General features: G+C 73.0%; 12 protein-coding genes. 5 read left to right on the top strand and 7 right to left on the bottom strand.

Going from position 1 to position 13,380, the window contains the following annotated elements:
- Window positions 1-8 precede the first annotated feature (8 nt).
- From AB0398_RS14350 to AB0398_RS14340, 3 genes are all read right to left on the bottom strand, one after another.
- The gene (locus AB0398_RS14350; protein ID WP_366375234.1) at window positions 9-926 is read right to left on the bottom strand and encodes a hydroxymethylglutaryl-CoA lyase; all 918 of its coding nucleotides are present in this window, start codon (window positions 924-926) and stop codon (window positions 9-11) included.
- A gap of 14 nt (window positions 927-940) precedes the next feature.
- Entirely contained in the window at window positions 941-2,881 is a 1,941-nt protein-coding gene (locus AB0398_RS14345; protein ID WP_366374902.1) for a biotin carboxylase N-terminal domain-containing protein, read from the bottom strand.
- Between the two features lie 98 nt (window positions 2,882-2,979).
- Entirely contained in the window at window positions 2,980-4,587 is a 1,608-nt protein-coding gene (locus AB0398_RS14340) for a carboxyl transferase domain-containing protein (protein WP_366374900.1), read from the bottom strand.
- Window positions 4,588-4,674: 87 nt separating this feature from the next.
- On the opposite strand from AB0398_RS14340, the gene AB0398_RS14335 reads away from it, so the two are divergent.
- Entirely contained in the window at window positions 4,675-5,274 is a 600-nt protein-coding gene (locus AB0398_RS14335; protein WP_366374898.1) for a TetR/AcrR family transcriptional regulator, read from the top strand.
- Between the two features lie 66 nt (window positions 5,275-5,340).
- On the top strand, window positions 5,341-6,120 hold the full coding sequence (locus tag AB0398_RS14330) for a phosphatase (RefSeq protein WP_366374897.1): 780 nt from the start codon (window positions 5,341-5,343) through the stop codon (window positions 6,118-6,120).
- A 34-nt stretch (window positions 6,121-6,154) separates the two neighbouring features.
- Here the strand turns inward: AB0398_RS14330 and AB0398_RS14325 are convergent, their stop codons facing one another.
- The 4 genes from AB0398_RS14325 to AB0398_RS14310 form a co-directional block, all read right to left on the bottom strand.
- Window positions 6,155-7,138 (bottom strand): cation diffusion facilitator family transporter, encoded by a 984-nt coding sequence (locus AB0398_RS14325; RefSeq protein WP_366374895.1) that lies wholly within the window; start codon window positions 7,136-7,138, stop codon window positions 6,155-6,157.
- Between the two features lie 19 nt (window positions 7,139-7,157).
- Entirely contained in the window at window positions 7,158-8,042 is an 885-nt protein-coding gene (tesB, locus tag AB0398_RS14320; protein WP_366374893.1) for an acyl-CoA thioesterase II, read from the bottom strand.
- Window positions 8,043-9,200, bottom strand: a complete 1,158-nt coding sequence (locus AB0398_RS14315; RefSeq protein WP_366374892.1) for an acyl-CoA dehydrogenase family protein — start codon at window positions 9,198-9,200, stop codon at window positions 8,043-8,045. It abuts the gene before it with no gap.
- A gap of 104 nt (window positions 9,201-9,304) precedes the next feature.
- Complete coding sequence (locus AB0398_RS14310) at window positions 9,305-10,453, bottom strand: helix-turn-helix transcriptional regulator (RefSeq protein WP_366374890.1); 1,149 nt, start codon at window positions 10,451-10,453, stop codon at window positions 9,305-9,307.
- Window positions 10,454-10,617: 164 nt separating this feature from the next.
- On the opposite strand from AB0398_RS14310, the gene AB0398_RS14305 reads away from it, so the two are divergent.
- The 3 genes from AB0398_RS14305 (at window position 10,618) to AB0398_RS14295 (ending at window position 13,250) form a co-directional block, all read left to right on the top strand.
- Complete coding sequence (locus tag AB0398_RS14305) at window positions 10,618-11,223, top strand: hypothetical protein (protein WP_366374888.1); 606 nt, start codon at window positions 10,618-10,620, stop codon at window positions 11,221-11,223.
- 108 nt (window positions 11,224-11,331) lie between these two features.
- Window positions 11,332-12,591, top strand: coding sequence for an ATP-binding protein (locus tag AB0398_RS14300; RefSeq protein ID WP_366374886.1), 1,260 nt, complete (start codon window positions 11,332-11,334; stop codon window positions 12,589-12,591).
- Window positions 12,591-13,250 (top strand): RloB family protein, encoded by a 660-nt coding sequence (locus AB0398_RS14295; protein WP_366374885.1) that lies wholly within the window; start codon window positions 12,591-12,593, stop codon window positions 13,248-13,250. The genes AB0398_RS14300 and AB0398_RS14295 overlap by 1 nt, the downstream gene beginning before the upstream one ends.
- Window positions 13,251-13,380: the final 130 nt, after the last annotated feature.

Raw genomic sequence — 13,380 nt, 5'->3', positions numbered from 1 at the left:
GGGGCTGTTCACTCCTTGTGGGAGAGGGCGCGGACGGTACGGGACGGGCTCGGTCGGCCCAGCTGTTCGGCCATCCACACGCTCGTGGCGGTGAGGGCGGCCAGGTCGACCCCGGTCTCGATGCCGAGGCCGTCGAGCATCCACACGAGGTCCTCGGTGGCGAGGTTGCCGGTCGCGCTCTTCGCGTACGGGCAGCCGCCGAGGCCGCCGGCGGAGGCGTCGACCGTGGTCACCCCGTGCCGCAGCGCGGCCAGGGTGTTGGACAGGGCCTGTCCGTAGGTGTCGTGGAAGTGCACGGCGAGGCGGGAGGTGGGGATCCCGGCCTCGTTCAGCGCGGTGAGCAGGGCCTCCACGTGCCCTGGGGTCGCCACGCCGATGGTGTCGCCGAGGCTCAGCTCGTCGCAGCCCATGTCGGCGAGGGCCTTGGTGACCCGGACGACCTGCTCGATCGGGACCGGGCCCTCCCAGGGGTCGCCGAAGCACATCGACAGATAGCCGCGGACCTTCAGACCGGCCTCTATGGCCCGGATGACGGTCGGCGCGAAGAGGGCGAGGGCCTCGTCGACGGTCCGGTTGAGGTTGGCCTTCGCGAAGGACTCGGTGGCCGAGGCGAAGACCGCGATCTCCCGGGCGCCGAGCGCGAGCGCCCGGTCGAGCCCGCGCTCGTTCGGCACCAGGACCGGGAGGCGGACCGGGAGGTCGCGGACCAGCGGGAACAGGTCCTCGGCGTCGGCCAGTTGGGGCACCCACTTGGGGTGCACGAAGCTCGTCGCCTCGACGGTGGACAGCCCGGCGGCGGCCAGGCGCCGGACGAACTCCGCCTTCACCTCCGTCGGGACGGCGCCCTTCTCGTTCTGGAGGCCGTCGCGGGCCCCGACCTCGTGGATCCGGACCCGGGCGGGGAGCCCGCGGCCGGGGACGGTCATCGGCAGTCCGGCGCTCACGCGTCCTCCCCGGGGGTCTCGTGCGGGGTGACGACGGCCAGGACCTGGTCCATGGCGACGGTGGTGCCGGGCGTGACGTCCAGCTCGGTGACGGTGCCGGCGTGCGGGGCGGAGATGACGTGCTCCATCTTCATCGCCTCCACGACGAGCAGGCTCTGCCCGGCCTCCACCTCGTCCCCGACGGCCACCTTCACCACGGTCACGGTGCCGGGCATCGGCGCGGCAAGGGTGTCGGCCCCGCCGTGCCCGGCGCCGCTGAGCGCGGCCTCGACCGGGTCGTGGTCGAGCACGTGCCAGGAGTCCCCGTCCCGGCCGAGCCAGGCACCGGCCCGGTGGAACGTGTGGGCGACCCCGTCCACGACGACCGTCACCCAGGCGTCCGTGACCCGGGCGCCGGGCGGCGCCTCGACCGTGACCGGTTCGAGGCCCGGTACGCGTACGGGGAAGGCGAGCGGGGCCGGAGCGCCGCCCAGGCGCCAGCCGTTCGGCACCGAGAAGGGGTCGGTCCAGCCGTCCCGGGGCGCCGGGGCCAGCTCCGCGAGCCGTACGGCCGCCGCCGCCGCGTACACCTCCGCGGGCACGTCCTTGGGGACGAGACCCTCCGCCTCGCGCTCCACCAGACCGGTGTCCAGGTCTCCGGAGACCACGTCCGGGTGGGCCAACAGCCTCCGCAGGAAGCCCGCGTTGGTGGGGACGCCGAGGGTGACCGTGTCCGCGAGGGCCGCGCGCAGGCGGCGCAGGGCCGTGGGGCGGTCCGGGGCGTGCACGATGACCTTCGACAGCATCGGGTCGTAGAGGGACGAGACCTCCGTGCCCTCGCTCAGACCCGAGTCCGTACGCGCTCCGCCGCCCTGCGGCTCGTTCAGCGCCAGGACCGTGCCGCCCGAGGGCAGGAAGCCCCGGGAGGGGTCCTCGGCGCAGATCCGGGCCTCGATCGCCCAGCCGTCCAGCCGGACGTCCTCCTGCGCGAAGGGCAGCGGCTCCCCGGCGGCGACCCGCAGCTGCCACTCCACCAGGTCGACGCCGGTGATCAGCTCGGTCACCGGGTGCTCGACCTGGAGCCGGGTGTTCATCTCCATGAAGTAATACGAGGCGGGGTCGCCGCCCGGGACGATGAACTCGACCGTGCCCGCGCCCACGTAGCCGCAGGACCGGGCCGCCTCCACCGCCGCCGCGCCCATCGCCGCCCGCAGCTCCGGGGTGAGCAGGACGCTCGGCGCCTCCTCCACGATCTTCTGGTGGCGCCGCTGGAGCGAGCACTCGCGCTCGCCGAGGTGCAGCACGTTCCCGTGGGCGTCGGCCAGGACCTGGATCTCGATGTGCCGGGGCCCGTCGATCCACCGCTCCACGAGCAGCGTGTCGTCGCCGAAGGAGGCGCGGGCCTCGCGCCGGGCCGCCGCGATCTCCTCGTCCAGGACCGCCAGGTCCCGCACGAGCCGCATGCCCTTGCCGCCGCCGCCCGCACTGGGCTTGAGCAGCACGGGCGCGCCCAGCTCGCGGGCGGCCTCGGCCAGTTCGGGGTCGGCGGCGCCCGGGACGACGGGCACGCCCGCCGCCTTCACGGTCTCCTTCGCCCGGATCTTGTCGCCCATCAGGGAGATCGCCTCGGCGGACGGGCCGATGAAGACGAGCCCCGCCTCGGCGCAGGCCCGCGCGAAGGCGGCGTTCTCCGCGAGGAAGCCGTAGCCGGGGTGGACGGCCTGCGCGCCGGTGCGGCGGGCCGCGTCCAGCAGCGCGGGCACGGACAGGTACGACTCGGCCGCCGGCGGCGGGCCGATCCGCACCGCCGTGTCCGCCTCCCGCACGTGCCGGGCGTCGGCGTCCGCGTCGCTGTACACGGCCACCGAGCGCACGCCCAGCTCCCGCAGGGTGCGGATGACCCGGACCGCGATCTCGCCCCGGTTGGCGACGAGGACGGTGTCGAACATGGACCGCATCTCCCTCTCCTGGGATCCCCTCGCACCCGTGGACGGTGTCTCCCCGGGGCCCCTCACATCCGTGGACTGCATCTCCTGGGACATCTCCTGGGGCCCTCTCACATCCGGAAGACGCCGAACTGGGGGTCACCCAGGGGCGCGTTGGCACAGGCGGTCAGGGCGAGGCCGAGGACCTGCCGGGTCTCCAGGGGGTCGATGACCCCGTCGTCCCAGAGCCGCGCGGTCGCGTAGTAGGCGCTGCCCTGGGTCTCGTACTGCTCGCGGATCGGGGCCTTGAAGGCCTCTTCCTCCTCCGCGCTCCAGTCGTCGCCGAGCTGGTCGCGCTTGACGGTCGCGAGGACGGAGGCGGCCTGCTCGCCGCCCATGACGGAGATCTTGGCGTTGGGCCACATCCACAGGAAGCGGGGCGAGTACGCCCGGCCGCACATCGAGTAGTTGCCCGCGCCGTACGAGCCGCCGACGACCACGGTCAGCTTCGGGACCCGGGTGGTGGCCACGGCCGTGACCATCTTGGCGCCGTGCTTGGCGATGCCGCCGTGCTCGTACGCCTTGCCGACCATGAAGCCGGTGATGTTCTGGAGGAACACCAGCGGGATGCCGCGCTGGTCGCACAGCTCGATGAAGTGCGCGCCCTTCTGGGCGGACTCGGCGAACAGGATGCCGTTGTTGGCGACGATCCCGACCGGGTGCCCGTGGATGCGGGCGAAGCCGGTGACGAGGGTCTGCCCGTACTCGGCCTTGAACTCCTGGAAGCGGGAGCCGTCGACGACCCGGGCGATGACCTCGCGCACGTCGTAGGGGGTGCGGGAGTCGACGGGCACGGCCCCGTACAGCCCGTACGGGTCGGCCTTCGGCTCCTCGGCCGGCTCGACCGGCCAGGGGAGCGGGCCGCGCCCGGGGAGCGTGGCGACGATGTTCCGCACGATCCGCAGGGCGTGGGCGTCGTCCTCGGCGAGGTGGTCGGTGACGCCGGAGATCCGGGAGTGGACCTCGCCGCCGCCCAGCTCCTCGGCGGTGACGACCTCGCCGGTCGCGGCCTTCACGAGCGGCGGGCCGCCGAGGAAGATCGTGCCCTGGTTCCGCACGATCACGGCCTCGTCGCTCATCGCGGGCACGTACGCGCCGCCGGCCGTGCAGGAGCCGAGGACGGCCGCGATCTGCGGGATGCCCGCGCCGGACATCCGGGCCTGGTTGTAGAAGATGCGGCCGAAGTGCTCCCGGTCGGGGAAGACCTCGTCCTGCATCGGCAGGAAGGCGCCGCCGGAGTCGACCAGGTAGAGGCAGGGGAGACGGTTCTCCAGCGCCACCTCCTGGGCCCGCAGGTGCTTCTTCACCGTCATCGGGTAGTAGGTGCCGCCCTTGACGGTGGCGTCGTTCGCGACGATCACGCACTCGCGGCCGGAGACCCGGCCGATGCCCGCGACGACGCCGGCGGCCGGGGCCTGGCCGCCGTACATGCCGTCGGCCGCGAGCGGGGCCAGCTCCAGGAACGGCGAGCCCGGGTCGAGGAGGGTGTCCACCCGGTCCCGGGGCAGCAGCTTGCCGCGTGCGGTGTGCCGCGCCCGGGACTTCTCACCTCCGCCCAGCGCGGCCGTCGCGAGCTTGGCGCGCAGGGTCGCGGCCAGCTCGTGGTGCGCGGCCTCGTTCGCCTGCCAGGCCGGCGAGGCGGGATCCGCCGCACTCGCCAGCACGGGTGCCTGCTGCATCGACCGATCTCCCTTGTCCGGTTAATGAGCGTTAACGTATGGCGGACAGGTTAACGAGCGCTAACGGGGTTGTCTAGGATGAAGCGCATGGCCACGACTACGACCGCCGGCGGCAGGATCGACGCCCCCACGCGCCGCGAGCAGATCCTCAAGGAGGCCGCCCGCCTCTTCGCCGAGCGCGGTTTCCACGGCGTGGGCGTGGACGAGATAGGGGCCGCCGTCGGCATCAGCGGCCCCGGCCTCTACCGCCACTTCCCCGGCAAGGACGCGATGCTCGCCGAGCTGCTCGTCGGCATCAGCGAGCGGCTCCTTGACGGCGGCCGGCTGCGGGTCGGGGAGGCGGGCGGCGACCCCCGGGCCCTGCTCGGCGCCCTCATCGACGGGCACATCGACTTCGCCCTCGACGACCGGCCCCTGATCACCCTCCACGACCGCGAGCTGGACCGGCTCAGGGACGAGGACCGCAAGCGGGTCCGCAAGCTCCAGCGGCAGTACGTGGAACTGTGGGTGACGGCGGTCCGCGAGCTCTACCCGGACGCCTCCGAGAGCGAGGCCCGCACCGCCGTCCACGCGGTCTTCGGCCTGCTCAACTCCACCCCCCACCTGGCCGCCCTCGGCCGCCGCCCCATGGAGGAGCTGCTGAGGCGCCTCGCGCACGGGGCCTTCGGGGCGCTCGCGGCCGGTTAGGCCCCGGTCGTCCGAGAGGCGGAATCCGGTCCCCGCCCCGCCCGGGGCTCGGACAGAATGAGTCCCATGCCGATACTCAGCCGCCCCGCCCTCGTCGAGCACCTCGTCCGCACCCGGATCGCGGGAGACGTCGCCACCCCGCGCGACAACAACCTCTCCCACTACAGAAGGCTCGCCAACGGCGACCGGCACTACTGGCTCGGCCTGGAGCTCGGCGACCGCTGGACCGACGAGCAGGACGTGCTCGCCGTGATGGCCGAGCGGTGCGGCGTCGTCGACGACCCGGCCCACCGGAGCGGCCAGGACACCATCGACCCCGAGCTGACCGTGGACGCCCTCGACCGGGCGGCCGCCCGGCTGCGCAAGGCCGCCGAGGGCCGCGAGCGGGTCCTCTTCGCGACCGGCCACCCCGGCTCCCTCATCGACGTCCACAGCCGGGTCGCGGCCGCGCTGCGCGCCCGGGGCTGCGACATCGTCCGCATCCCCGGCGGCCTGATCGCGGACGAGGGGTACGTCGTGCAGTTCGCGGACGTCGCCGTCTTCGAGCGGGGCGCCAGCCTCTGGCACACCCACTCCCCGGAGCCGATGAACGCGATCCTGGACGGCCTGGAGGTGCTCGGCGAGCCCGCGCCCGACCTGGTGGTCGCGGACCACGGCTGGGCCGGGCGCGCGGGCCAGCGCGGCATCGACTCCGTCGGCTACGCGGACTGCAACGACCCCGCCCTCTTCCTGGGCGAGGCCGAGGGCACCATGCAGGTCACGATCCCGCTCGACGACCACGTCCTTGACCCCCGTTACTACGAGCCGATGACCGCGTACCTGCTCGACGCGGCCGGTCTGGGCTGATCGGGCCGATCCACGGGCACACGGCTCCCCGGCCTCACTCCGGCCCGCGCCGGTCCCGGCCCGGCGTCGGGTCCAGGTACACCCGGCGGACCGCGGGCACGCGCGCGTGGAGCCGGTTCTCGGCCTCCTCACAGGCCCACTCGATCTCCTCGGCCGTGGCCCCGTCCCGGAAGTCGATCTTCGCGGCGATCAGTGCCTCGCCCGGCCCCTGGATGAGGGTGGTCAGATCGAGCACGCCCGCGACCTGCGGGACGGACAGCAGCTCCGCGCGCACGGCGTCCCGCGTCTCCTTCGGCAGCGGACGGCCGACGAGCAGCTCGGCGTTGGAGCGGCCGAGGACCCAGGCCACGTACACCAGCAGGGCGCCGATGAGGATCGAGGCGACGCCGTCCCAGACGCCGGAGCCGGTGAGCTGCCCGCCCAGCAGGCCGCCCGCCGCGAGCAGCAGTCCGGCGAGGGCGGCCGAGTCCTCCATGACGACCGCCTTGACGGTGGTGTCGGGGGTGCGCCGCAGATAGGCGAGGAAGGGGGACTTCCGCTGCCTGGCCTCGGCCCGCACCTGCCGGACGCCGGTCCGCAGCGAGAAGCCCTCCAGGAGGAAGGCGACCGCGAGCACGACGTACGAGACGAGCGGGTCGCCCAGCTCCTCGCCGTGGGTGAGGGTGTGGATCCCGTCGTAGACGGAGAAGACCGCGCCGCCGACGAAGGTCGCGACGGCCGCCAGCATCGCCCAGACGTACCGCTCGCCCGCGTACCCGACCGGATGGTCCTCGTCGGCCGGCTTCCCGCTCCGCTTGAGCGCGGTGAGCAGCATGACCTCGGTGACCGTGTCCGCGAGGGAGTGGGCCGCCTCCGACATCATCGCGCTCGACCCGCTGATGAGGCCGGCCACGGCCTTGGCGACGGCGATCCCGAGGTTCGCGCCCGCCGCCACGAGCACGGTGAAGGTGCTCTCGCCGTTCCCGGTGTTCCCGCCGCCTTCGGCGACGCCCGTCCCGTCCTTCGCCTTTCCGCCCATGGTCGGAACGTATGCCCGGTCAGGAGCGCGGCACGCGAACGACACCCTCCTGGATGACCGAGATGGCCAGCTTCCCGTCCCGCGTCCAGATCCTGGCCTGGCCGAGGCCGCGCCCGCCGGCGGAGGAGGGCGACTCCTGGTCGTACAGGAGCCATTCGTCGGCCCTGAAGGGCCGGTGGAACCACATCGCGTGGTCGAGGGAGGCCCCCACCACGTCCCCGACGGCCCAGCCGCCCCGTCCGTGCGCGAGCAGGACGGAGTCGAGCAGCGTCATGTCGGAGACGTACGTCGCCAGGCAGACGTGCAGGAGCGGGTCGTCGGCCAGTTTGCCGTTGGTGCGGAACCACACCTGCGAGCGCGGCTCGCGCGGCTCGCCGACCGAGCCCCACGGCGGGGTGTCCGCGTACCGCAGGTCGACGGCGGCCCGCGCCTCGACCAGGCGCCGGGCCACGTCCTCCGGCAGGTGCCGGGGCAGCGTCTCGGCGGCCGTCGGCAGCGACTCCGGGTCCGGCGCGGCCGGCATGTCCGCCTGGTGGTCGAGCCCCTCCTCGTACGCCTGGAAGGAGGCGGAGAGGTGGAAGATCGGCTGCCCGTGCTGGACGGCGACGACCCGGCGGGTGGTGAAGGAGCGCCCGTCCCGGATGCGGTCGACCGAGTACACGATCGGCGCGCCGGGGTCGCCGGGGCGCAGGAAGTACGCGTGCAGGGAGTGCGCGAGACGGTCTTCGGGCACGGTCCGGCCCGCCGCCACCAGCGCCTGGGCGGCCACCTGGCCGCCGAAGACGCGGGGGACGAGCGAGGACCGGGACCGGCCCCGGAAGATGTCCCGCTCGATCGGCTCCAGGTCGAGCAGATCGAGCAGGACGTCCAGGGCGCCGGAGGTGTGCGCCTCGGGCTCGGGCACTTACAGGCCCATCGACTTCGCGATGATCGACTTCATGATCTCGCTGGTGCCGCCGTAGATGCGGTTGACGCGGTTGTCGGCGTACAGGCGGGCGATCGGGTACTCGTTCATGTAGCCGTAGCCGCCGTGGAGCTGGAGGCAGCGGTCGATGACGCGGTGGGCGACCTCGGTGCAGAACAGCTTGGCGCTCGCGGCCTCGGCCGGGGTCAGCTCGCCCGCGTCCAGGGCCTCCAGGGCGCGGTCCGCGACGGCCTCGGCGGCGTCGACCTCGGCCTGGCAGGCGGCCAGCTCGAACTTGGTGTTCTGGAAGGAGGCGACCGTCTTGCCGAAGACCGTGCGGTCCGTGACGTACTGCTGGGCGAAGCGGACGGCGGCCTTGGCCTGCGCGTAGGCGCCGAAGGCGATGCCCCAGCGCTCGGAGGCGAGGTTGTGGCCGAGGTAGGAGAAGCCCTTGCCCTCCTCGCCGAGCAGGTCCTCGACCGGGACCTTGACGTCGACGAACGCCAGCTCGGCGGTGTCGGAGGTGCGCAGGCCCAGCTTGTCGAGCTTGCGGCCGATCGAGTAGCCCTCGGACTTGGTGTCCACGGCGAAGAGCGAGATGCCGAAGCGGCGGTCCTCGGCCGACGGGGCGGAGGTGCGGGCGCAGACGATCACGCGGTCGGCGTGGACGCCGCCGGTGATGAAGGTCTTGGCGCCGTTGAGGACGTAGTGGGTGCCGTCCTCGGAGAGCTTGGCGGTGGTCTTCATGCCCGCGACGTCGGAGCCGGTGCCCGGCTCGGTCATGGCGAGCGCCCACATCTCCTCGCCGGAGACGAACTTCGGCAGGTAGCGCTTCTTCTGGTCCTCGGTGGCCAGCATCTTCAGGTACGGCAGGGCCAGCAGGACGTGGACGCCGGAGCCGCCGAACTGGACGCCCGCGCGCGAGGTCTCCTCGTAGAGGACCGCCTCGAACTTGTGGGTGTCCAGGCCCGCGCCGCCGAACTCCTCGGGCACGTTGATGCCGAAGATGCCCAGCTCGCCGAGCTTGTAGTAGAAGTCGCGGGGCGCCTGGCCGGCCGCGAACCACTCGTCGTAGACCGGGACGACCTCGGCCTCGATGAAGGCCCGGATGGTCTCCCGGAACGCCTCGTGGTCCTCGTTGAATACGGTACGGCGCACGAGCCGCCTCCTTCGGTTCCTGTCCTGGTCCGGCCGGTCGCTCCGACGCTCCGGCATGTGCCTAAGCGCTTGCTCAGCCTGTATCAGTCGAAGTTACCCATCGGTCACCCGCTCTGTCCAGACTCCTGGCCTGTGATCCAGGCCCGCTCCACGGAGTCGTACCCGTGCACGGGCCGCCCCTTCGCCCCGCTCGTCCGAAAGGGCGCGCCGTCCTCGTCCCCGATCCGGACCGTGCCCCGGCGCCCCTGCGAGCTCCACTCCAGCTCCAGGTACCAGCGGCAGTCGCACCCCGCCGCCCCCGCCGAGACCAGCAGCTCCTCCGGCTCGGCGGCGCTGACCGCGTACGGGAAGGAGACCGCCGGGAGCGTCCGGCCCTCCTGCCCGGAGGCGTCGTATCCGTCCAGCGACCGCGCCACCGGCCGCGGCCGGTCCAGGTCCACCTCGAAGCGGCGCGGCGTCACCGCCCCGCCGCACCCGTCGTCCGTCCGGTACGCCGCCCACGGCAGCGGCGCGCCCCGCTCCACCACCCGCACGTGCAGCGCCTGGAGCACCACCGCCGCCGCGCCCCTGCCCTGCACCGACACCCGCACCAGGGTCTCCCCGCCGTCCACGGCCCCCTGCGCCACCGCCCAGCTCCGCGCGTCGGCCGCCTCCGGCGGGGGAGGGGGCGTCCGCTCCACGAGGTAGGTGTGCCCGCACCCGTTCTTCCAGAGGTCCGAGGCGACCGTCCACGTCAGCGGCACCGGTGGTTCGACGGCCCGCTCCCGGGCCTTCCCGGGCAGGAGTACGACTCCGAGCGTCACCGCCCCCACGACCGCCAGCGCCCCGCAGACCAGGCCCGGCCACCCCCACCGCCGCCCCCGCCGCGCGGGCGGGAGGTCTGGCACGTGCGCGTGCACGGGTTCGGGCGCGGGCGTGGGCTCGGGGGCGGGCGCGGCCTCCGGGGCCGGCGCGGGTTCCGACACCGGCTCCGGCTCCGCGCCGGGTTCCGGTGCCGCCGGGCGGCGGGCGCCGTCCGCGCGGGTCCAGGCCGCCTCCAGGGCCCGCCGCTCCTCCTCGTCCGCCCCGCACAGCAGGGCGAGCCGGTCGACCACGGCGAACTCCTCCGGGACGGTCGCGCCGGAGCAGTAGCGGTGGAGGGTGGACGCACTGACGCTCAGCCGCCGGCCCAACGCCTCGTAACTCCTCCCGTCCCGCGCCTTCAGTGCGCGCACGAGCCCCGCGAACTCCTCGACGGCGGCGTCCTTCGGCATTCCATCCCCCTTGATCCCGCGTCCCACCCTTCACGTCCTTGCACGTCAGCGGGGGTGGAATGGTTCCGGGACGGAGGGCGGGCGCGTCACCGTTGCGGGCGGCAGGCCCCGCCCCCGACGCTGGTGGAGCACTGACCGAACGACCCGACGGGGGATCCACCACCATGAACAAGCTCCGCACCGCACTCGTCACCGCCGCCGCTGCCGCCCTGGGCCTCGCGGCCCTCGCCACGGCCCCGGCGCAGGCCGCCGCCCAGCCCGCCTTCCTCGCCGCCTCCCAGATGCCGCCGTCGTCGACGCCGTGGACCGCCACCCAGATCTTCGCCGGCGTCCCGGAGAACGGCGGCGTCCTCTGCGCCCCGTACAAGATCCCGGCGCAGAACACCCGCTACCGCGAGTTCAGCACCGAGCTCGACACCAACGGCGTCCAGGTCACCACCGTCGCCCGCACCGAGGCCGACGCCGTGAAGCTGGTCGACACCCTCCGCAAGTCCCTCGCCGGCTGCGGCCCCCTCCTGGAGCAGCAGAACCCGGGCCTGGAGGCCGTCAGCGCCTCCCACGGCAAGGTCGCCGTCGAGGAGGGCGCCTGGGTCTACAGCCTGGACACCGCCGACCCGCAGATCGGCAGCACCGACATCCACCTCTTCTCCGTCGGCCGCGACGGCCGCACCGTCACCCTGGTCCGCTGGGGCCAGATGGGCGACCTGGAGGACGCCCCGCTGACCGCCTTCAAGACGACGACGAAGACCGCCGTCAACAAGCTCCACTGATCCGAGGGCCCTCCCAAGGGCCCACCACAGCTCCGCAGCGGCGCGTTCCGAATCCGGGCGCGCCGCTGTCGTGCCCACCTACTACGCTGGCGGCGGAGAGGGGCCGGCATGCTGCTGAGATTCCGCACGGCCAATGTGCGGTCACTGCGCGACGAACAAGAACTGACCTTCGTCGTGACCGAGGACGCGCCGAGCGCTGCCGCCCGGCGCGTCGACCTGCCCGGCGGCGCGGTGGGCGTGCTTCCCCTGATCGGCGTCTTCGGCGCCAACGCCTCGGGCAAGTCGAACGTCCTCGCCGCGATGACGGACATGAGCAGCGCGGTGCAGAACTCCTACGCGCGCTGGGCCTCGTACGACGGCACGGACCGCGTCCCCTTCGCACTGGACGCCAAGGGCACCGAGGAGTCGAGTTTCTACGAGGTGGACCTCGTCCTCGACGGGATCCGCTGGACGTACGGCTTCGAGCTGGGCTCCGAGCGGATCGAGGCCGAGTGGCTGCACAGCTACCCCCGCGGTCACCGGCAGGTGTGGCTGGACCGGGACGCCTCCCGTACCAAGGTCTACGACTGGCCGGGCACCCGGGTGAAGGACCGCGCCGGCCTGGAGCGGCGCACCCGGCCGAACGCCCTGGTGCTCTCCACGGCGGGCACGGACAACCACCCGCAGCTCACCCCCTTGTTCCACTGGTTCCGTCGGAACCTCTGGCTGATCGACCCCGAGGTCGAGCGCCAGGAACGGGAGACGTTCACGACGCGTCAGCTGTCGGGCGCCCGGGCACGCCGCATCAACGAACTGCTGCGGGTCGCGGACCTCGGCATCACCGGTGCGGAGACGGTCGAGGGGGGCAAGGGACGCCCGGAAGTGCGCCTCACGCACCGGTCCGCCGCGGGGGACGTCTCCCTCGACTGGCGCCACGAGTCGTACGGCACCCGCTCGTGGTTCGCCCTGCTCGGCCCGCTGCTGCTGGCCCTGGACGAAGGCGCCGTCCTGCTCGTCGACGAGCTCGACGCCAGCCTGCACCCGCGCTTCGCGGCCGAGGTCGTCAGGCTCTTCCACGACCCCCAGGCCAATCCCAAGGGCGCGCAGCTCGTCTTCACCTCGCACGACCCGTCCGTCCTCACCACACCGAGCGGGGGCCGTCTCCTTGAGCCCGCGCAGGTGTGGCTCACCGAGAAGGACGATGACGGGGCGACCCAGCTCTACCCGCTGACCGCGGCCTCCCCCGGGGAGGAAGAGGACCTGATGAAGTCCTATCTGGCCGGGGCGTTCGGAGCCGTTCCCGCTTTGCTGGAGGGGCAGATCGCGCGGCGGCTGCTGGCGGCGAACGAGCGGGAACGTGAGTACGAGGCGGAGCGGAGCGGCAGCTGATGGCGCGTACGAGGGGGAAGGACTCGCTGGGGCCCGCGAGCAAGGGGCAGCGGCGGAACAAGATCGTCCACGTCTTCACCGAGGGCCGGGTGACCGAGCCCCAGTACATCGAGATCGTGCGCGGCCGGGCCGGTGCGAACGGCATCGAGGTCCGGATCGCCAACGCGACCGTGCCCGGGTCGCAGCGCAAGCCCATCACTCTGGTCGACGCGGCGGCGCGGCTGATGCGCGAGGAGACACGGGCCGCGAAGAAGGCGAAGCTGGCGGAGAAGTTCTGGCCCGAGGTCTGGTGCCTCTTCGACAGGGACCAGCACGAGCAGATCCCGGACGCCTTCAAGCTGGCGAAGGAGGCGGGCGTGCGGATCGCCTTCTCACACCCCTGCTTCGAGCTCTGGCGGCTGCTCCACCACAAGCCGGTTCAGAGCACCTTCGGCGGCGTCTGCGGGGAGGCGGTGAAGCTCCTCCCCTTCGCGAACGACGCCGAGAACATCAAGAGCGTCCTGCCCGAGCAGATCCCGAAGGGCAGTTTCGCCCTCGCGAAGAAGCGGGCCCAGGAGATCAACGCCCAGCACCCCGCCCACAAGGCCAAGGACCTGCGGGACCCGTACACGGACGTATACGAGTTCGTCGAAGAGGGGCTCGGCATCACCGCCTACTGATCTCTGCGGGGCTCGGGGCGATCGGCGGCTCACCGGTGAGCGGGTGCGGCCACCCGGGCCAAGGGCTACCGCCACCCGTGCGAAGACATCGACGACATCGCCCACGCCGACCTCGTCCTCATCGGGACCC

The sequence above is a fragment of the Streptomyces sp. NPDC086147 genome, from assembly GCF_040702165.1.
Classification (GTDB): domain Bacteria; phylum Actinomycetota; class Actinomycetes; order Streptomycetales; family Streptomycetaceae; genus Streptomyces.
Note: the sequence above shows the minus strand (reverse complement) of the source record. Positions and strands in the feature narration are given on the sequence as shown.

Bases quoted from the DNA above. Each gene is read 5' to 3' on its own strand.
- AB0398_RS14350 (WP_366375234.1), bottom strand. From the start codon at position 926: ATGACCGTCCCCGGCCGCGGGCTCCCCGCCCGGGTCCGGATCCACGAG.
- AB0398_RS14325 (WP_366374895.1), bottom strand. From the start codon at position 7,138: ATGGGCGGAAAGGCGAAGGACGGGACGGGCGTCGCCGAAGGCGGCGGG.
- AB0398_RS14305 (WP_366374888.1), top strand. From the start codon at position 10,618: ATGAACAAGCTCCGCACCGCACTCGTCACCGCCGCCGCTGCCGCCCTG.
- AB0398_RS14300 (WP_366374886.1), top strand. From the start codon at position 11,332: ATGCTGCTGAGATTCCGCACGGCCAATGTGCGGTCACTGCGCGACGAA.
- AB0398_RS14345 (WP_366374902.1), bottom strand. From the start codon at position 2,881: ATGCGGTCCATGTTCGACACCGTCCTCGTCGCCAACCGGGGCGAGATC.
- AB0398_RS14335 (WP_366374898.1), top strand. From the start codon at position 4,675: ATGGCCACGACTACGACCGCCGGCGGCAGGATCGACGCCCCCACGCGC.
- AB0398_RS14310 (WP_366374890.1), bottom strand. From the start codon at position 10,453: ATGCCGAAGGACGCCGCCGTCGAGGAGTTCGCGGGGCTCGTGCGCGCA.
- AB0398_RS14340 (WP_366374900.1), bottom strand. From the start codon at position 4,587: ATGCAGCAGGCACCCGTGCTGGCGAGTGCGGCGGATCCCGCCTCGCCG.
- AB0398_RS14295 (WP_366374885.1), top strand. From the start codon at position 12,591: ATGGCGCGTACGAGGGGGAAGGACTCGCTGGGGCCCGCGAGCAAGGGG.
- AB0398_RS14330 (WP_366374897.1), top strand. From the start codon at position 5,341: ATGCCGATACTCAGCCGCCCCGCCCTCGTCGAGCACCTCGTCCGCACC.